This is a genomic window from Streptomyces sp. NPDC032745, assembly GCF_055579465.1.
On the sequence record NZ_JBVING010000008.1, the window covers coordinates 234569 to 251942 of the forward strand.

General features: G+C 72.7%; 18 protein-coding genes. 8 read left to right on the plus strand and 10 right to left on the minus strand.

What is annotated here, in order from left to right:
- Positions 1-33 precede the first annotated feature (33 nt).
- Positions 34-972: a DMT family transporter gene (locus ACZ5WG_RS22215; protein WP_468725310.1), complete on the minus strand. Its 939-nt coding sequence runs from the start codon at positions 970-972 to the stop codon at positions 34-36.
- A 63-nt stretch (positions 973-1035) separates the two neighbouring features.
- Entirely contained in the window at positions 1036-1770 is a 735-nt protein-coding gene (locus ACZ5WG_RS22220; RefSeq protein WP_468725311.1) for an ArsR/SmtB family transcription factor, read from the minus strand.
- Positions 1771-1984: 214 nt separating this feature from the next.
- Here ACZ5WG_RS22220 and nadE point away from each other — a divergent pair, with 214 nt between their 5' ends.
- The 4 genes from nadE to ACZ5WG_RS22240 all read left to right on the plus strand — a co-directional run bounded on the left by nadE (position 1985) and on the right by ACZ5WG_RS22240 (position 4560).
- Positions 1985-2815 carry an ammonia-dependent NAD(+) synthetase gene (nadE, locus tag ACZ5WG_RS22225; protein WP_468725313.1) on the plus strand — a complete coding sequence of 277 codons (831 nt, stop codon included), beginning with the start codon at positions 1985-1987 and terminating at the stop codon, positions 2813-2815.
- A 34-nt stretch (positions 2816-2849) separates the two neighbouring features.
- Complete coding sequence (locus tag ACZ5WG_RS22230) at positions 2850-3074, plus strand: hypothetical protein (RefSeq protein WP_468725314.1); 225 nt, start codon at positions 2850-2852, stop codon at positions 3072-3074.
- Positions 3075-3204: 130 nt separating this feature from the next.
- Positions 3205-3918: a hypothetical protein gene (locus tag ACZ5WG_RS22235; RefSeq protein WP_468725316.1), complete on the plus strand. Its 714-nt coding sequence runs from the start codon at positions 3205-3207 to the stop codon at positions 3916-3918.
- 159 nt (positions 3919-4077) lie between these two features.
- Entirely contained in the window at positions 4078-4560 is a 483-nt protein-coding gene (locus ACZ5WG_RS22240) for a hypothetical protein (RefSeq protein WP_468725317.1), read from the plus strand.
- Positions 4561-4604: 44 nt separating this feature from the next.
- On the opposite strand, the gene ACZ5WG_RS22245 is transcribed toward ACZ5WG_RS22240, so the two are convergent.
- Both ACZ5WG_RS22245 and ACZ5WG_RS22250 read right to left on the minus strand, forming a co-directional pair.
- The gene (locus ACZ5WG_RS22245; protein ID WP_468725319.1) at positions 4605-4865 is read right to left on the minus strand and encodes a hypothetical protein; all 261 of its coding nucleotides are present in this window, start codon (positions 4863-4865) and stop codon (positions 4605-4607) included.
- 121 nt (positions 4866-4986) lie between these two features.
- On the minus strand, positions 4987-5430 hold the full coding sequence (locus ACZ5WG_RS22250; protein WP_468725320.1) for a MarR family winged helix-turn-helix transcriptional regulator: 444 nt from the start codon (positions 5428-5430) through the stop codon (positions 4987-4989).
- Positions 5431-5562: 132 nt separating this feature from the next.
- Here ACZ5WG_RS22250 and ACZ5WG_RS22255 point away from each other — a divergent pair, with 132 nt between their 5' ends.
- Complete coding sequence (locus ACZ5WG_RS22255) at positions 5563-7146, plus strand: MFS transporter (RefSeq protein ID WP_468725322.1); 1584 nt, start codon at positions 5563-5565, stop codon at positions 7144-7146.
- An 85-nt stretch (positions 7147-7231) separates the two neighbouring features.
- Here the strand turns inward: ACZ5WG_RS22255 and ACZ5WG_RS22260 are convergent, their stop codons facing one another.
- Positions 7232-7783 carry an LppU/SCO3897 family protein gene (locus ACZ5WG_RS22260; protein WP_468725323.1) on the minus strand — a complete coding sequence of 184 codons (552 nt, stop codon included), beginning with the start codon at positions 7781-7783 and terminating at the stop codon, positions 7232-7234.
- A 102-nt stretch (positions 7784-7885) separates the two neighbouring features.
- Complete coding sequence (locus ACZ5WG_RS22265) at positions 7886-8443, minus strand: DUF4232 domain-containing protein (protein ID WP_468725324.1); 558 nt, start codon at positions 8441-8443, stop codon at positions 7886-7888.
- A gap of 184 nt (positions 8444-8627) precedes the next feature.
- Here ACZ5WG_RS22265 and ACZ5WG_RS22270 point away from each other — a divergent pair, with 184 nt between their 5' ends.
- Positions 8628-8957 (plus strand): hypothetical protein, encoded by a 330-nt coding sequence (locus ACZ5WG_RS22270; protein ID WP_468725326.1) that lies wholly within the window; start codon positions 8628-8630, stop codon positions 8955-8957.
- Positions 8958-8994: 37 nt separating this feature from the next.
- On the opposite strand, the gene ACZ5WG_RS22275 is transcribed toward ACZ5WG_RS22270, so the two are convergent.
- Positions 8995-12489 carry a CHAT domain-containing protein gene (locus tag ACZ5WG_RS22275; RefSeq protein ID WP_468725328.1) on the minus strand — a complete coding sequence of 1165 codons (3495 nt, stop codon included), beginning with the start codon at positions 12487-12489 and terminating at the stop codon, positions 8995-8997.
- A 137-nt stretch (positions 12490-12626) separates the two neighbouring features.
- On the opposite strand from ACZ5WG_RS22275, the gene ACZ5WG_RS22280 reads away from it, so the two are divergent.
- Together ACZ5WG_RS22280 and ACZ5WG_RS22285 are read left to right on the plus strand one after the other, a co-directional pair.
- On the plus strand, positions 12627-13022 hold the full coding sequence (locus ACZ5WG_RS22280) for a hypothetical protein (protein ID WP_468725329.1): 396 nt from the start codon (positions 12627-12629) through the stop codon (positions 13020-13022).
- Positions 13023-13024: 2 nt separating this feature from the next.
- Positions 13025-13972, plus strand: a complete 948-nt coding sequence (locus ACZ5WG_RS22285) for a hypothetical protein (protein ID WP_468725331.1) — start codon at positions 13025-13027, stop codon at positions 13970-13972.
- Positions 13973-13988: 16 nt separating this feature from the next.
- Here ACZ5WG_RS22285 and ACZ5WG_RS22290 read toward each other — a convergent pair whose 3' ends face one another.
- From ACZ5WG_RS22290 to ACZ5WG_RS22300, 3 genes are all read right to left on the minus strand, one after another.
- Positions 13989-15005, minus strand: coding sequence for a quinone oxidoreductase family protein (locus ACZ5WG_RS22290; RefSeq protein ID WP_468725332.1), 1017 nt, complete (start codon positions 15003-15005; stop codon positions 13989-13991).
- Between the two features lie 97 nt (positions 15006-15102).
- Entirely contained in the window at positions 15103-16077 is a 975-nt protein-coding gene (locus ACZ5WG_RS22295) for a hypothetical protein (protein WP_468725333.1), read from the minus strand.
- Complete coding sequence (locus ACZ5WG_RS22300) at positions 16074-17372, minus strand: flavin-dependent oxidoreductase (protein WP_468725334.1); 1299 nt, start codon at positions 17370-17372, stop codon at positions 16074-16076. Before ACZ5WG_RS22300 ends, ACZ5WG_RS22295 begins: the two co-directional genes overlap by 4 nt.
- Positions 17373-17374 lie beyond the last annotated feature (2 nt).

Genomic DNA, 17374 nt, shown 5'->3' on the forward strand with positions numbered 1-17374 from the left:
TGCGTCGCGCGTGGTCCGTCGCCGTCTCGTGCGTCACCGGGTGCCGGAAGCCTGCGCACCGGCAACGGCTTCCGTCGGGGTGGGCGGCCGGTGGCGGGACACCGCCACGCCGGCCAGGCACAGCGCCCCGCCGAGCAGGGTCAGCCAGGCGGGGACCTCGCCCAGGAGGGCCCAGCTCAGCAGCACGACGATGGCCGGGACGGCATAGGTCGTCGCGCCCAGTTTCCCGGCGGGCATGCGCGCCAGGGCGTAGGTCCACGTGGTGAAGGCGAGGGCGGTCGGCACGACGCCCAGGTAGACCATGTTGAGCGTGGCGGACACCGGCGCCCTCGGCAGTTCCGCGACCAGCTGCCCCGTGAAGGGCAGGCAGGCCACGGTTCCGGTCAGGCAGCTGTAGGCCGTGATCTGCAGGGGCGTCCCGAAGGACAGCGCGGGCTTCTGCGCGATGACGCCGCTCGCGTAGGCCACCGCCGCGAGCAGGCACAGGACGACCCCGAGCACCGAGGTCGAGCCGTCACCGCCGGACGACATGGACAGGCCGACGACCACCGCCCCGACGAAGGAGACGGCCATGCCCGCCAGCAGCCGTGGTGGCAGCGCCTCGCCGAGCAGGCGGGCCGCGAGCAGGGCCATGAGGATGGGCCCGGTGTTCACGAGCAGGGCGGCCGTACCCGCGTCGACGAGCCGTTCGCCCCAGTTCAGCGCGACCGTGTAGCCGCAGAACCACACCAGCCCGGAGATCAGGATTCCGCGCCGGGCTCCGCGCGGCGGCAGGCCTTGGCGGCGGATCAGGAGCAGGGCGGCGAGCACCACCGAGGCGGCCAGCAGCCTGCCGAGGGCCAGGGCCCCGGGCGAGTACGCGTCGCCCGCGCTGCGGATGGACACGAAGGCAGACGCCCAGGCGAACACGGTGAACGAGATGGCGGCGACCGTGAGGACGGCGGGCGGAATCGAGCGCAGGCGGAACGTCATGAGACCCACCCTACGAGGCCAACACTTCGGCGTCCACCGAAATATTGAGCGAAATACTTCGGCTCAGCTCCAGGCCTCCGGGCCGATCCCCAAGAGGTCGCCGAAAGCCCGTTCGCCGGCCTCGGTCACCTCCAGCCCCCGCCCGCCGGCCGCGGGCCGCACCACCCACTCCTCGCCGAGCGCCCTCGCGCACAGCCGCGCCCCGGCCAGGCCCCCCAGGTGGCGGCGCCGCTCGGTCCAGTCCAGGCAGGAGCTCGCCAGCGGCCTGCGCCCCTCGTGGACGAGGCCGACGCCGGCCCCGGCACACCACTCGCGCCCGGCCTCCGTCAGCTCGAAGACCCCGTCCGTCCGGAGCAGCCCGCGCCGCTCCATGGCGTCGGTCACCGCCATCCCGAGCCGCCCCGCGAAATGGTCGTAGCACGTGCGGGCGCGGGCGAGCGGGTCAGGCGCGGCCACCACGGGCACTGCGTGCGCCGCGTCCCGGTCCGGGATCGCGTACGAGGCCAGTTCGTCGACGAGGCGGGCCGTCGCGGCGTCGGCGATCCGCACGTAGCTGTGGCGGCCCTGCCGCTCGGTGACGCAGATACCCGCATCGAGCAGGCGCGTCAGATGGCCGCTGACGGTCGACGGTGCGACGGCAGTGATCCGGGCCAGCTCACCCGCGGTCCAGGCACGCCCCTCGAGCAGCGTCATGCAAATGGCGGCCCGGGTTTCGTCGGCCAAGGCTGCGGCGAAGGCGGCAAGGCGCGCCGCCGGGGCGACCCCGTCCGCCGGTGTCCCGGCATGCAATGCGTTCATGCTCCCAGGATGCCTCAAGAGTTCGGTGAGCAGCGAATGATCAGGCCCTGATCCGCTCCAGCAGTCGAACCCTGACGGGGTCGCCCTCCTCCTTGCCGATCGCTCTGCGGGTTTCGCAGGCCGAGGCGGCAGCCGACTGACGGCGGGCCGGACGCTTCGACTAGGGTCGGCGGAACAGCGCACCACGATCAACCATCGACCACGAGGAGCAGCCGTGAGCCGGCCGGCGTCCACCGTTCTGCAGCAGGAGATCGCCCGGGAGCTCCAGGTGTCGGAGACTTTCGACGCACACCGGGAGATCGAGCGCCGGGTGGCCTTCCTGGCGGACCGGCTCACCTCCACCGGCCTGCGCTCCCTGGTGCTCGGGATCAGCGGCGGCGTGGACTCCACCACGGCCGGACGGCTCTGCCAGCTCGCCGTGGAGCGGGCCCGGGAGAGCGGCCACGAGGCGACGTTCTACGCGATGCGGCTGCCTTACGGGGTTCAGGCAGACGAGCAGGACGCGCAGCTCGCGCTCGGCTTCATCGAGGCGGACCGGGTGCTGACGGTGGACGTCAAGCCCGCCAGCGACGCCGCGCTGGAGGCCGCGCTCGCCGGTGGCACCGTCTTCCGGGACGCCCACCACCAGGACTTCGTGCAGGGCAACATCAAGGCCCGCCAGCGCATGATCGCCCAGTACGCGGTGGCCGGGGCCCACGACGGCCTGGTCGTCGGCACCGACCACGCGGCGGAGGCCGTCTCCGGCTTCTTCACCAAGTTCGGCGACGGCGCGGCCGACCTGGTCCCCCTGACCGGCCTGACGAAGCGTCGGGTACGCGCGGTGGCCGATGCGCTGGGCGCGCCTGCGGAGCTGGTCTGGAAGACCCCGACGGCGGACCTGGAGACCCTGGACCCGGGCAAGGCCGACGAGGACGCCCTGGGTGTCACGTACGACGACATCGACGACTTCCTGGAGGGCAAGCCGGTCGACGAGCGCGCCTTCGACACGATCGTCCGCCGCTACCGCCAGACGGACCACAAGCGCCAGCTGCCGATCGCGCCGTAACGGAACTCCTGTCCGCGACAAGGGGGGAGCAGCCGTGCCGCGAAGGGTCTGGCGCTGGGTGGTGGCGGGCTGGGTCGCCGTCGTACTGTGCGGCGGCGCGTACACGCTGTACCTCGATGACTCGACCAGCGCCACACCGGAGCCGCAGCGGTGGGAACGCGCCCCGTCACCGAGTGACCCGCCGGTCCCGTGCCCCACCACCCGGAGCGGCGAGGCGGCCCCCACCGCGCACTCCTGCAGCCACTGGCAGCGGAGCTAGCTCCGGCCCAGGCCGCGTGGCGGGTACGGCGCTCCTACGATGGCGGGAACACCGCGGGGGCTCGCGGGGAGCGGGCGAGGTCCCGTGTGACCATGGCCCCTTTGGCACATCCGCACCTCATGGGGGGACCATGCGCACCCGTACCACCAGCGTCTCGACCGGCATCGCCGCCGCACTCGCGGCGTTGCTCGTCCTGGCCGGCTGCACCTCGTCCGGTGGGAGCCCGAAGGAGAAGCCGGGCAGCGGGGTCTCTCCTGCTCCGGCCCTGCCGGGCAACGGCTCCGGGTACGAGGGCCCGCGGCCCCAGGACCAGAACCTCCTGGCCTGGACCGGCGACCCCAACGACGCGGGGCACGTCACCGCCCAGTCCGCCGCCGGGGTGGGCGGACGGGTCACCCTCGTACGGATCGTGCTGCGCGAGCAGATCACCTGGTCCAACATCTGGCTGGGGCTGGCCGGCGTCGACCCGAACGCCCAGCTCTCCCAGTCCTACCTCGGCGTCTACGACGCCACCGGCGCCCTGCGCGCGTCCACCGCGGACATCTCGCCGCAGCTGATGACCGACGCGATAGCCAAACCGCTGCCGCTGGCCAAGCCGTTCACCGCCGCCCCCGGTACGTACTTCGTCGCCCTCCTGCTCAACGGCAACTGGGCCACCAACGCCCTCACCCTCAAGGCCACGGGCGCCGGGATCTCGGTCAACGCAGGCCTGACCCCGCCGAACCTCCGCTACAGCACCGTCCTGACCGGCCAGACCTCCCTGCCGGCCACGCTGAATCTCGCCGAGCAGTCCACGAGCACGATCAACACCGGCTGGGCCAGCCAGTGGTACGGGATTTCCTGAACCGGGACCTGCCTTCCGCCCGGCCCCCGGCCCTCCGGGCCGGGCCGGAGGGCCGGCAGACGGCGCCCCACGCCGCAGCGGGTGCGGGGCAGGCCCGGATGGGGGAAGCTGGGGACGGGTGCAGCACCCTACGGCGGACGGATGACCCGAGGAGGTCCCGTGGACGTTTCAGGAGACGGCGGGCGCGCTCCTGCACCCCGAGCCAGGGTGCGGACCGCCACCCTGCTGTGCGCGGCTGCGGCCCTCGTGGCGGGCGTCGTGCCGGCCTCCGCGCAGACCCGGGCCGCCCCGGAACCGGATCCCGAACCGATCGTGGTCGTGGACTGCTTCGACGAGGCCCAGGTACGCCCCGAGGAGTACCTGCTGGCCTGCGGCGACGGGAACAACCGCCTCGTCCGGCTGAACTGGGACACCTGGGGTCCGCGGAAGGCGACGGCCACCGGCACCGACATGGTGAACGACTGCAAGCCCTATTGCGCGGCCGGCCGTTTCCACGCGTACCCGGTCACGGTGACCCTGAGCAAGCCGGAGCCCTGGCCCGGACACCCCGACGTCCAGCGCTTCACGACCATCCGGCTCTTCTACCCCGACACCGCGCCATCCCCGGTCCCCAAGGACGTCACGTACAAGCTCGTGTACTGAACGGGCAGCGGTGCAGCGGGCCGTGCCACGGCACCGGCGGGACGCTATCCGCCGAGGCGGGCGCTGATCAGGTAGTCGGCCTCTTCTAACAGCCGTGCCCGCCGCTCCTCTTCCCGGGCACGCTCGAGTTCTCCCCGCAGGGCCAGTTCGGTGCGCAGGACCGTCGCCCGCGGTACGGGGATCCGCTGACCGGGCTTCTCGGTGAACGGCTGCAGCTCCGCAGCCGATACGTGGGCGTCCTCCGACGCGCTGCGGCGGAGCGAAAGGAACACCCGGGCCAGCCAGTCGGCCGGGATCTGGACCATGAGATCAGTCATATCCGGGAAACGACAGGCCGCCCCCGCCGTGACTCCCCCTCCCCCGACCGGCTCAGTGGGCGGCGCCGGACAGCGGTCGGCCCTCGGTCACTTCGCGGTCAGTTCGCGGTCACTTCGCCCAGGGCTCATGGCACGCAACGGCGATCGCCGACATCCAGGCGACGGCCGCCTCGCGCTGCTGCGGCGTCAGTCCCGCCTCGAGCGCGGCCTCCCGTCGCTGGACGGCCGGCAGCGCGTCCTCGTAGCGGGTCCCGCCGCGATCGGTGAGGTGCAGCTGGTGCGTCCTGCGGTCGGTGGGGTGGGGAGAGCGGGTGATCAGGCCGTCGCGTTCCAGCGCCGTGAGCATCTCGTTGGCGGCCTGGCGGGTGCTGCCGACCGAGCGGGCCAGCTGGGCCACCGACATGCCCGGCGACTCCCTGACCATCATCAGGGTCGCGAACTGCGGCACGGTGAGGCCGAATTCCTCCAGCTCGGCCCCGATGGCCGCCCGCATGCCGAGCCAGGTGTGGCGGACCAGGAAACTCAGCACTCGGTCGTGGCTCTTCTCGCCCACGAGATGACCTCCAAAAATTGTTGATTGACAGGGACTTGACGAGTTTGCCACGATGACCAGACCGTCAAGTACCTGTCGATTCTAGCCGCGCACGGCAGGTCCGGAACCCTCTTGATCCGAAGGTAGTCACGTATGTCATCCGCCACGCCACCGACGCCGTCCACGCCACCCCGCAGCCGCCAACGACTCATCCTGGGCGTTCTCGTCTTCGCGCAGGTCCTCATCTGGCTCGACGGCACCATCCTGTCCACCGCCTTCGAGACGCTGACGGACCCCGTCCGCGGCCTGGGTGCCACGCCCGGCCAACTCCAGTGGGCCACCGGCGCGTACACCCTGGCCTTCGCCTGCCTGATGTTCACCGGGGGTGCGCTCGGAGACCGGTTCGGGCACCGCAACACCCTGCTGGCGGGCATGGCCGTGTTCGGCGCCGCCTCGGCCTTCGCCGCGTACGCCGCCACGCCCGGCCAACTCGTCGCCGCCCGGGCCGTGATGGGCGCCGGGGCCGCGTTACTCGTCCCGGCCACCATGGCGGTCGTCAGCTGGACCTTCGAGCCCCGGCAGCGGCCGGCCGCCTACGGCACGCTGTCGTCCTTCGCCGGGGTAGGGATCGCCGCGGGGCCGATCCTGGCCGGGGGGCTGCTCGCGAAGTTCTGGTGGGGCTCGGTGTTCCTCGTCAACGTGCCGGTGGTCCTCCTCGGGCTCGGTTTCATCGCACGGTACGTGCCGAACTCCCGTAGCCCGCAGGTCCGCCGCCTCGACCCGGCCGGACTGCTGCTGTCGACCGGCGGCCTGGGCCTGCTCGCGTACGGTCTGATCCGCGCAGGCCAGGACGCGTCCTTCACGGAGCCGCGCGTCTGGGGAAGTACCGCCGCGGGCATCGCTCTGATCGCGGCATTCGTCGTCACCGAGCTGCGGATCGCACACCCCAGTTTCGATCCCCGGCTGCTGATGCAGCGCCGCTTCGCCGCGGGGAACGTCACCTTGATGTTGGTCTTCCTGGCGATGACCGCGGGCTCGTTCTACCTCGCGTTCTATCTGCAGGGCGCGCGCCAGTACTCGGCGTGGGACGCCTCGCTCCTCGGACTCCCGGCAGCGCTCGGCGTGGTCGTCGGCTCGCCCGTCGCCGTCCGGCTGACCCGGCTGACGTCGGTGCGGCTCGTCGGCGCGATCGCGCTGACCGTCGCAAGTCTGGCGATGGGGTCGTTGGCCCTGTTCGACGCGACCACACCGATCGCGTGGTACCCGGTGGTCATGCTGGTCCAGGGCACCGCGATCGGCATGGTGATCGCTCCTGTCACGGGCGCGGTTCTGGGGTCCCTGCCGCTGGAGCGGGCCGGCGCGGGCAGCGCGGTCAACAGCACCCTGCGCCAGACGGGCAGCGTACTGGGCATCGCAGCGGGCGGAACGATCACCTCGATCGCGTACCGGCACTCGATCGAGGGCTCGCTGGCCGGCCTTCCGGATCCGGTCCGGCAACAGGCCCGGGTCTCGGCCGAGCTGGCCAGGCACGCGGCGGCCGCCACGCACGACCCCGCCCTCGCCAGGGCAGCGGACGCCGCGTTCATACACGCGATGCACGTCGGCGCCCTGTGGACGGCGGGATTCGCCCTGATCGGCGTGGTGGTCCTGGTGCTCGGCTTCCGCCCGGCCCGCCGCACGCCCCCGCCCGTCCCGGCCCGCCCGACGCCCCTCGCGACGAGCGCCACGGCCTCCTGACCCGCGCAGCCCCCGAGCAGCCACAGCCGCCGCGGAACCTGCCGGTTCCGGGGCGGCTGCGTGGAGGACGGCCGGGGCGGCTCGGTCAGCTCTTCTTGATCTCGTCGATGCAGAGCACGAACTGCTTGCCCGAGCTGCGGCGGGAGCCCCTCATCTGCTCCTGGTAGCCGATGTCCGACTTGCCCTGGCACTGGTTCGTGTCGAGGCTGTCGGGTATCACCTTGACCACCTTGAACTCGGCGTCGGCGCCGCCGCACTTCACCACCTGGAGGTCAGGGGTCACCGTGTTCCCCTTGTTCGTCAGGCAGTCCCCGACCTTCGCCTTGTCCGCGTCGTCGCGGCTCGCGAAGTAGCCGACCGCAACCATGATGACGACGACCACACCGGCGATGATCTTGAGGATCTTCATGACCCCCATGCCTCCGCGGCGGGCGGGCGGCGCCGGCGGGGCCGCGAACTGCTGCGGGTGCGGGTACTGCTGCGGGTGCGGGTACTGCTGGGGCGCCGCGCCGTAAGGGGGCTGGGCCTGCTGCTGCGGGTATCCGTATCCCGGCTGGGGCGGGTACCCCTGCGGCTGCTGCCCGTTCGGGACAGGCTGGCCGTACGGGCCGGGGCCCTGCTGAGGCGGATAGGTCATGTGGGAATCCCCCGTGAGCGTGTGCATCGTACGTATTTTGACGTGCGCACGCTATATCAACCTGCCGTCACCAGCCGCATTGCGCCCACGGCAACGGCGGTGTCAGGAACCCGCCGCGCGGAAGGCCGTGGCACGGACGCTGTTGTCGCACAGCGCGAACTCGCCGCCGTCGTCCGGCCCCAGCTGGTACCTCCCGCCCGCGACACCCACCACCATCGACGGTGCGACGGTGGGATCGGCGCCGGAATCGCAATAGCCGTCCGCCTCACCGAGAACCGGTGTGAACGTGAGCCGCGCCGAGGCCTGGCCTCCCGCTGCCAGCTGCACCGGCCGCGCCCTCCCCTGGCGGTTGACCTGAAGGGGCCTGTTCTTGTCCGGCGAACCCTGCCCCGCGAGGGCCACGGTGGGGAAGCCGTTCAGTACGCACGGCTTCGAACCCTGGTTGGTCACGGTGATCAGTACGTGGGTGGAGTCGGTCCGCTGCGCGCCGTCCGCAACGATCTGGCTGCTCGTGCACGGGGCCGCCGGGGCGAGTCGTTGGGCGTCCGCGGCTGTCGCCGTGCCGGAACCTGCACCTGCCAAGATGCCTCCGGCCATGGCGCCCGCCACGAGCAGCACGGACGAGACCTTGATCGCGCCACTTCGCCTTGTGCATTTCATGGGTTGTCCTCCACGCTTCCACGGCACGGTCCACAGTTCGGGCCGGCCTCCTCCCAGCGTCCCACCCACCCGCACCATCGGCGCGGCACGGGCCCCATCGCCCCCGATCGACACGCCGGGCCGGGCGGGGGACGATGAAAGGGACGGACACACCGCTTTTCCCTCGGCTTTCTCGGGAGGAAGCATGTTGAACCGACGCATACGTCTGCTGGTGCTCACCCCCGTGGTGGCCGGCGCGTTCATCGCCGCCCCTGCCGCCCTCGCGTGGAGCGCAGCGGCCGCCGCCCCCACGGCCACCTGCTCCATCTCCGGCGTCTTCGACAACGGCAAGGTGCACCTGTCCGGCGGCGGCTTCACACCGGGTCCCGCGTTCCTGTCCTCACCGACCGCCGCAGGCGGGTCCTTCACCATCGGAGCCGACGGCGGCTTCCAGATGCTGAACGTGGAGAACGCCCAGTACACCGTCTCGCAGGGCAACGAGCGCACCGAGTGCAGCGGCTTCAACGGCGGTTAGGGGCGACCGGGGCCGGGCGCGACCGGAGCCGTTCCAGTCACGCCCCGGCGTGCAGGTGGGCGGCCCACAGCAGAGGGGTGCTCCTCCGGTCATAGCCGGGCGGCAGGTCGTCACCGTCCCGTAGTTGTCGCACGGCCCCGTGCAGTGCGCGGGCGGCCCGGTCCGGGTCGACGGCTGCCGAGTCGGTCCGCAGGCCGTCGTAGAAGGACCGGGCGACACGGACGGCGGTCTGGTCGTCGATCTCCCACAGAGTGCCGATGACGTGGGGGAATCCGGCGAGTTGGAAGGCCGACGTGAGGTGGATGACCTCGTCGAGCAGATCGACGGTGTCGATGGCCGCGGTACGGCAGGCGGAGAGGTAGGCCAGCCTGACCCGGTCGAGGGCGACGGGGGCCAGGCTCTTGACGGTGAGCGGGTCGTCCTGGTGGTCGTGGAGCAGCAGCCGGCTCTGTGAGGGATCGGCGGGATCGCTGCTTCCATGGCACGCGAAGTGGGCGATCGCACAGCGGGGCAGGCGCGCCAGTACGCGGGCCTTCGTCGGGGTGGTGGAGGGTGCCGGGTCCGCCCGTCCCCCGCCGTGGTCCGTCTCTCTGAGGACGACGGGATCGGGAAAGCGGGCCTGCAGCATGGCGACTTCGGCGTCCACGAACCGCAACCGGCCCTGGTCGGGCAGTCCGGGCGTGGTCGGCATGGCGACGACCAGCGCCCGGCCGGCCGCGCTGGGGTCGTTCCCCGCGCGCCGGCTGCGTTCGCGGGCGTAGCGCAGTGCGCGCACGGTCGGGGTGTAGGAGGAGACGACCCGGTCCATCACGGTGCGACGGTGCGGGTCGTCCGGCGCGTCGGTGTGATGGCCGGCGGCGTGGAGGGGCAGGAGTCCGAGCAGTCCGCCCGGCACCCACCACACGCGTGGCATGGCGTCACTGTCCCGTTCGTTCGCGGGAGGGGGACCTTTGTGTCCCAGGGCGTCCAGCACGGGGCCGGCGGCGGCGTTCCAGAGCCATTCGAGGACGTCGACGAGCACGGACTGCGCCGCTTCCCGCTCCTCCGGGTCCGCTCCTGCCAACGCCGTGTGCTGTGCCTGCCGGAAGGCGTCGACCCGATCGATCACGGTGGTGTACTCGAGCTCGGGCAAGGGGAGGCTGGTGATGCTCTCGGCCGTGAGCAGCAGTGCGTCGCTGCGGTCCCTGCTGAGGTTGAACACGACGATCGGCCCATGGGACGCCTCGGCCCTGAGTTCGTCGATGGTGGGCGGGAGGGCGAAGGAGCCGAAGCCCTCCAGGGTGCGGATCTCCGCCAGGACGGCGGTGAACTCCTCTGCCAGTCGGTGCCTGTTCTGCACGGCGAGGTCCTGGCGCAGCCGGTGGCGTGCCCCGTCGTCGTCGGCGACCTGCATGTCCGCCGGCTGGTCCATTCGGTCGCGCAACTCGGCGAACCTCTGCGCCAGTCCGGGATGGCGCTCGCGCAGGTCGGTCAGATCGCTGCGGATCTCCAGTGCCTGGCCGAGCAGTACGGCGCGGCCCACCTCCAGCAGCCCCAAGGCACGCTCCGCCCGCCCGTCCGCGGTCCCGCCCGGAGCCGCGAGCACGAGCGCGGCGGCCGTGGCGGTCATACCCGCCGTATTGCCGATGACATGCTGCTGGTCCTGGCGCTCCAGCCGGCGCGGGGCCAGCCGGGACATCAGGCGCACGGCCGCGTCCGCCGTGTCGGCCGCTCGCTCCGCATCACCGGACTGCGCCAGGAGCCGAGCCGCGGACAGCCCTGCGTCGACCCGGACGGACACGGTGGCCGATGCCGTTGCCGACGCCGCCGACCAGGCGGCCGCCGCCGCCTCCCGGTCCGCCGCATCCCCGTCCTGCTCAAACCGGGCCAGCAGCGCGTCTCCGAGGTTGTTCAGGTGTACGGCGCGCTCGGGGTGGTCTGCGGGAGCGGTCCGCACCGCCTGCCGTCCCACGTCGATCGCGGCGTCCAGGTCAGACCGGTCGCCGGTCCGGCTGAAGCGGGTCCTGAGCGCGGGGCCGAGGTTGGACAGGTACCGCGCACGGTGGGGGTGGTCGGCCGGAACCGCCTCGACCGCCTCCCGGTGGCGGACGATGGCGGCGTCCAGGTCCGCGACGGCGCCGGTCCGTGCGAACCGGACCTGCAGTGCTGCCCCGAGATTCGACAGGAACATCGCGCGGTGGTGATGACTCGCAGGTGCCGCGTCCACCGCCCGGCGGCCCATCTCGATGGCGGCGTCCAGGTCCCCGATGTCGCGGGTCCGCGCGAACCTGGCCCGCAGCATGTTCCCGAGGTTGGACAGGTACCGTACGCGCTCGGGATGGCCGGCGGGCACGGCCTCGACCGCCTCCCGGAGGCGGTCGATCGCGGCGTTCAAGTCCGCGAGCGCGCCGATCCGCGCGAACCGGTCCTGCAGCGAGGTCCCGAGGTTCGACAGGATCATCAGTCGTCCACGGTGGCCGGCAGGCAGTGCGTCCAGTGCCTCCCATCCCGCTTTGACGGCGGCCTCCAGGTCCCCGATGGCGCCGGTCCGCTCGTAGCGGAGCCTCAGTGCGTTGCCGAGGTTGCACAGCGCCACGGCCAGTGGCTCGCGACCGCCGACGGTGGCCGCCTCGACCGACTGCCACCCGGCTTCGATGGCGGCCTCCAGGTCCCCGGTGTCGCCGGCCTGCTCGAACTTCGCCCGCAGCACGTTCCCGAGGCCGGACAGGACGTCGGCGCGGTCGGGATGGTCGGCGGGCATCACGTGCACCGCTTCCCGGTGCAGGGCGACGGCGCTGTCCAGGTCCGCGACCGCTCGGGCCCGGACGAACCGGGCGTGCAGCAGGTTCCCGAGCCCGGTCAGCATCGTCGTGCGGTAGAGGCGGCCGTCCGAAGCGCCCTGCAACGCCTCCCGGAGCAGGGCGATGGCGCTCTCGAGATCCGCGACCGCTCCGGCTCGTTCGTACCGGGCGCTCAATGCGTCTGCGAGGTTGAAGAGGTACATGGCGCGGCTGCGGTCCTCGGAGGCGGACGACAGCGCCTCCCGGAACCGGTCGATCGCGGCGTCCAGGTCTGCCGGGGTGCCACCCTGCCGGACCACGAGGCGCAGCGCGTTCCCCAGGGCGGTCAGGTGGATGGCACGGTGGGGATGTCCGACGGGGATGGCCTCCACGATGCGTTGCCACAGTCTCACCAGGCCGGAGAGCCGTGCCGGGTCGTCCGACTTCCATGCGTCCGAGAGCAGTGGCATTGCGTACCCGGCCGCGTTCTCCGCGAGCAGGGGCACCAACGGCTCCGGCAGTTCGCGGACGCCGGCCAGGAAGCACACGGTGAACGACGTCACGGCATCGCGCAGGTCCGGTTGGTCCTGGTCGGCCGGTACGGGTACGGCCTGGTGGCGGAACCAGTGGAACCAGCCGAGCAGATGGTGGGCGGGGAGGCCGTCCTCGCCCGGCAGCAGCTCCGCAAGCCGCTGGGCTTCCCGGAGAGCGCCGGGCTCCAGCACCGGTGCCAGGTCCCGCGATTCCACAACCCGCCGGAGACGCACCTCCATTGCAGCCAGTCGTACGGCGCGCTCAGGGCCCCCCGGATCGCTCATGCCCGGTGATGCTAGTCCCACGACCCGTGGAGCGGCTGGTAGTTCCTCGGATACGCTCCGCGACAGTGGGACGCCGAGCCGGGGGGAGAGCCATGAGCGAGGCCGACGAGACGGCACGCCGACTGGGGATCGTATGCGCGAACGCGGACCGCATCCGCGGGCGTCTGCGCCGCGGGCCGACCGGAAACGACGCCGTCCTGCAAGAGGTGCTCACCGCGGTGCGGGACGGACGGGAGACGGCCCGCCCGGTCGACGACCTGCATGCGGTCCTGCAGTCCCTGGGCGACAACCAGGGCCTGTACGCATACGGAGGGGCCGGGGGCACGGCGGAGCGCGGGGTCCATGCCGCGGGTGTGCACCGCGACCGCTGCGGCGAGCCGGTGTACCTGTGCCCCGCCAACCGGTGTGCGCGCTACGGGTGGCCGGGCCACGGACCGGCGCCGGTCTGCGCGATCAGCGGCGACCCGCTGCGCCTGGACCGGCTGTAACGGTGGGGACCCTGCTGGGAGAACTCGGCAAGAAGCTTGCCGAGCGGTGGCTGTCCCTGCTGGTGCTGCCCGGCGCCCTCTACCTGGCGGTCGCGGCCCTGGCCCGGACGCTCGGCCAGGCCCATCCCTTCGCCGTGGACCGCCTCACCGGCCAGATCAGCGCGTGGGCCGGCGCTCCGGCCGCGCGCACGGTCGGGGGGCAGGTGGTGGTGCTGGCGGCGGTACTGGGCGGCGCTGCGGCCGTCGGGGTCCTCGCACAGGCTCTGGGCTCCGCCGCCGAACGGCTCCACCTCGCCACGGACTGGTACACCTGGCCGGCTCCGGCCCGCGGGCTCGCGCACCGGATCACCGTCCGCCGTCGGCGAAGCTGGCGGACGGCGGCCGAAGCCTGGCACCGGCACCGGCAGGAAGCCGCAGCCGCCCGCACCCGCGGCGAACGCGTGGACCCCGCCGGACGGCGTTCCGCCCGGGCGGCGATGCTGCGGATATCCCCCGAGCGTCCGGACCGCCCCACGTGGAGCGGCGACCGCATCCATGCCGCGTCCGTGCGCGTGGACCGCGACTACCACCTCGATCTGGCCACCCTGTGGCCGCACTTGTGGCTGGTCCTGCCGGACACCACCCGGACCGAGGTCACCGCCGCCCGCCAGGCCCTGACCCGTGCCACCACGCTGTCCGCCTGGGCCCTGCTCTACCTGCCCCTCGCCCTGTGGTGGTGGCCCGCGGCCGCGATCGCGGCCGCTCTCGCCGTCACGGCCCGGCAGCGCACCCGTACCGCTGCCGACGGCTACGCCACCCTGCTCGAAGCCGCCACGCGTCTGCACGCCCGTGACCTCGCCGGCCTCCTCGGCATGGACCCGCCCGGTCCCCTCACCCCCGAGGTCGGGGGCGCGCTGGGCATCCGCTTGGCGCCCAGCCCGCCGCCGCCACCGTACGACGGGGCACCCTGAGGGGTGAGAACGGCAGTCAGACCGTTTGCCTGTCCTTGACGGCTTCCGAGGCTCCGGAGGCCCGTTCGTCTCCGCCGGCGGGGACGAACACGAGCCGGGTGCCGGACCGCAGCGGGGATTCCCAGGCGGCTTCCACCCCGGCCATCGGCACGGCGACCGCCTCGGTGGTCGGCACCAGGTCGGGCAGGCGGTCGAGCAGCTCGCGCAGGGCGGCATCGCGGCGGGCACCCGAGATCGAGCCGAGTCCGCTCCCGCAGACGCTCACGTCCCCCTTGCGCAGCCACGCGGACGGCACGGTCATGTCGGCCCCGGCCGCGGAGCCGACCTGTACCCACCGCAGGGTTCGGGTGAGATCGGAGCGGTGGCGCAGGATTCCGTCGAGGGCCAGCTCGGCAGGCCGCTCCCACAGATAGTCGAGCACGATGTCCACATCGGCGGCCGCCGCGCCGAAGGCGGCCGCGACATCCTCGTCGGAGCCCTGGAGGGTCACCGTACGGTGGGCGCCCAGGGCGGCCGCGGCCTCCAGTGCCAGCGGATCGCGCCCGGCCGCCACGACGGAGCCCGCGCCTTGGTCGAGGGCCAGCTGGATCGCGGCCCGCCCGGCGTTGCCCGTGGCACCGAGTACGAGTACCGAATCGCCCCTGCGCAGCCGGCTGCGCTCACGCAGCGCGATCCATGCGGAGGATGCGGGGTTCATGACGGCGGCGACGGTGACCGGATCGAGCCCCTCCGGTACGGGCATGAGCGCGGTGGCCGGTACGGAGACGCGTTCGGCCATCGTCCCGTGCGGGGGCTCCAGCCCCGAGATGTAGACGAGTTCACCGGCCGCGGTCCGGCCCACCCCGTCGAACCCGGGGATCAGCGGCAGCGCATCGCCGCCCGTGTAGTGTCCGCCCGAGGCGAACGAGCGCACCAGCGGGTACAGCGCGGCCGCCAGCACCTCGACGACCACCTCGCCGGCCGCGGGAGTGGGCTCGGGCACGGACTCGTACCGGGGCGGCTGCCCCAGGGCGTGGACCACGGCTGCGTACATGAACTGGCCCCCAAATGGGTGATTAAGCGGCATGGCGGACAGCCCCGATTGTGACGGCTCCCTGCCGGACGCGCCCGCTGCGCCACGCGGCAGAGGCTCACCTGCCCGCCGTGACGAGGCGGTGTGCCCCGGCCGAGTGGACGAAGTCCGTGAGGGAGACGGTGTAGTCGCCCTCGTCGGGGCGGTAGGCGGTGCAGTACCGCGTGGGGTACCAGCCCGGGATCCGCCAGGCGGCCGGCTGGGGAACGGCCTCGCAGGTGCGGTGGCCGGCCGAGGTGCGGTGCCGTTGGAGGAAGTCCCTGGTGAGCATGGGCTCCATGAAGATCAGGTCGCCCGCGTACGCCCCGTAGATGAAGGTCTGGCCGCTGAGCGTGCCGGTGGACGGGGGGCGGCTGTCCAGGTGCGCGCCCATGGCGCCTTCCGCGGTCTGCGGGCTGCTCGCGGGGTAGCCCGCCGGCAGGTACGCGGCCGGGACGGGCTTTCCGGCCGTGGCCAGTTGGCTGCAGGCGATCAGCAGGGCGCAGCCGCCGGTCTGGATGGCCGACCGGACCTCGCGGGGGACGAGGTAGAAGTGCACGTCGAAGTGGGCGACGTCGTAGCGGCCGTGCGGGTTGTGGCCGTACGGGTTCCAGTTGAACAGCACCCACTGGAAGGGCAGGCCGGCCGGGGCGGGCGGGGCGGGTGGCAGCGCGAGTTCCAGGCTGTGGCCGCCGACGCACTCGTGGGCGGCGTCGACGCTCCCGTCGGCGTCCGCGTCGTAGCAGTGCTTGCCGTCGGTGGGGGTGGTGGGCAGGGCGGTGACCGCCGGGGCGGTCAGGGAGACGCCCAGCGTTCTGGGGACCCCGCCCTGGTACTCGCCGTACGTGCGGACCGTGCCGCGGCCCAGGCGGGCGGCGGGACCGTACGTGGAGCACACCGCGCCGCCGGCGTGGTCACCGCAGTCGGGCATGCGCGCGGCGGAGCCGGAGGGCAGCGGGGCCGCGGGCTGCCCGGTGGCGGCCAGGAGCGCCGCCAGCAGAACGGCGGAGGCGAGCGCGGCGGCGGAGGTGGAGCGCAGACGGGAGCTGTTCATACGGCGACGCTCCAGGAGGAACGCGCATTGAGCGCGGTGGCGTCCACGCCGGTGACCTGGCGCGTACAGGACTTGATGCCGTCCAGCCTGTCCTCCGGCAGGACGTGGCGAATGTCGAGGAAGCCGTGCGGGGCAAGGGCCTCCACCTGGCGGAGGACCGGGTCGGGTTCCAGCCGGCGGTGCGCCGCGAGGAGGAGGGTGGTCTGCGGGCGGCGGTCCGCCACGTACCGCGCCAGGGCCTCGTCCACGTCGTGGTGGGCGAGCGCGTAGGCCAGTACGCGGGCGTCGACGATGGCCTGCGAGGCGCCGTTGGAGCCGGTCGGGTACAAGGGGTGGGCGGCGTCGCCGAGCAGGACGACACGGCCGTCCGTCCAGGCCGGCAGCGGGTCGCGGTCGATCATCGGGTACCGGCCGATGCGGGGCGCCCCGGCGATGATGCCGTGGAGGTCGAGGAAGTCGCTGCGCCAGCCTTCGACGTGCGCGAGCACCTCCTCCGGCGGTACCGCACGGTCCCAGTCGGCGCCGGCCCGTGCCTCCTCGTCGCCCAGGCCGTCGGCGGTGCGGCTCTCCACCACCCAGTTGAGCAGGCACCGCCCGCTCCCGTCGGGCCGGGAGACGGGATAGGCCACGGCCTTCACCCGCGCGTTGCAGCCGACGATGACCATCGTGCGCCCGTCGAGGAAGGGCGGGCCTTCGGTCACCCCGCGCCACATGGATATCCCGTTGCCGAGCGGCGGCCCTTCGTCCGGATACATGGTCGCGCGCACGGCGGAGTTGATCCCGTCCGCGCCGATGAGCAGGTCGCAGCAGAACGGGCCCGGCCGGCCCGCCGCGTACGCCCGTACGGTGGGCCGCCCGTGCTCCCGGCCCTGCTCGTACCGTACGAGGCGCTCTCCGGTGACCAGTGCCCCGGGGCCGAGGCGGTCCCGGACCGCCGACAGCAGGATGTCCTGCAGGTCCGCCCGGTGGACCGAGTACTGCGGCCAGTGGTAGCCGGCGGCGCGCCCGCGCGGCTCCGACCAGATCAGGCCGCCGTAGCGGTGGTGGTACTCCAGCCGGGCGGTCGCCACCGCGACGTCGTCGAGCGCCTTCGCCAGACCGAGTTCGGTCAGCTCGCGCACGGCGGCGGGCTGCAGATTGATTCCCGCACCGACCGGGCGCAGGTTCGGACACGCTTCCAGGACGAGAACTTCGTCCAAGCCTGCCGCATGAAGGCTCAAGGCCGTTGTCAGTCCGCCAATTCCGGCACCGGCGATCACGATGCGCGGAGAATTCTTCCGGCCGTACGGAGACATGC

Excerpts from the sequence above, each read along its gene's own strand:
- ACZ5WG_RS22260 (WP_468725323.1), bottom strand. The coding sequence starts at position 7,783 with ATGACCTATCCGCCTCAGCAGGGCCCCGGCCCGTACGGCCAGCCTGTC.
- ACZ5WG_RS22290 (WP_468725332.1), bottom strand. The coding sequence starts at position 15,005 with ATGTACGCAGCCGTGGTCCACGCCCTGGGGCAGCCGCCCCGGTACGAG.
- ACZ5WG_RS22235 (WP_468725316.1), top strand. The coding sequence starts at position 3,205 with ATGCGCACCCGTACCACCAGCGTCTCGACCGGCATCGCCGCCGCACTC.
- ACZ5WG_RS22220 (WP_468725311.1), bottom strand. The coding sequence starts at position 1,770 with ATGAACGCATTGCATGCCGGGACACCGGCGGACGGGGTCGCCCCGGCG.
- ACZ5WG_RS22295 (WP_468725333.1), bottom strand. The coding sequence starts at position 16,077 with ATGAACAGCTCCCGTCTGCGCTCCACCTCCGCCGCCGCGCTCGCCTCC.
- ACZ5WG_RS22255 (WP_468725322.1), top strand. The coding sequence starts at position 5,563 with ATGTCATCCGCCACGCCACCGACGCCGTCCACGCCACCCCGCAGCCGC.
- ACZ5WG_RS22265 (WP_468725324.1), bottom strand. The coding sequence starts at position 8,443 with ATGAAATGCACAAGGCGAAGTGGCGCGATCAAGGTCTCGTCCGTGCTG.
- ACZ5WG_RS22215 (WP_468725310.1), bottom strand. The coding sequence starts at position 972 with ATGACGTTCCGCCTGCGCTCGATTCCGCCCGCCGTCCTCACGGTCGCC.
- ACZ5WG_RS22270 (WP_468725326.1), top strand. The coding sequence starts at position 8,628 with ATGTTGAACCGACGCATACGTCTGCTGGTGCTCACCCCCGTGGTGGCC.
- ACZ5WG_RS22300 (WP_468725334.1), bottom strand. The coding sequence starts at position 17,372 with ATGTCTCCGTACGGCCGGAAGAATTCTCCGCGCATCGTGATCGCCGGT.
- ACZ5WG_RS22280 (WP_468725329.1), top strand. The coding sequence starts at position 12,627 with ATGAGCGAGGCCGACGAGACGGCACGCCGACTGGGGATCGTATGCGCG.
- ACZ5WG_RS22275 (WP_468725328.1), bottom strand. The coding sequence starts at position 12,489 with ATGGAGGTGCGTCTCCGGCGGGTTGTGGAATCGCGGGACCTGGCACCG.
- ACZ5WG_RS22245 (WP_468725319.1), bottom strand. The coding sequence starts at position 4,865 with ATGGTCCAGATCCCGGCCGACTGGCTGGCCCGGGTGTTCCTTTCGCTC.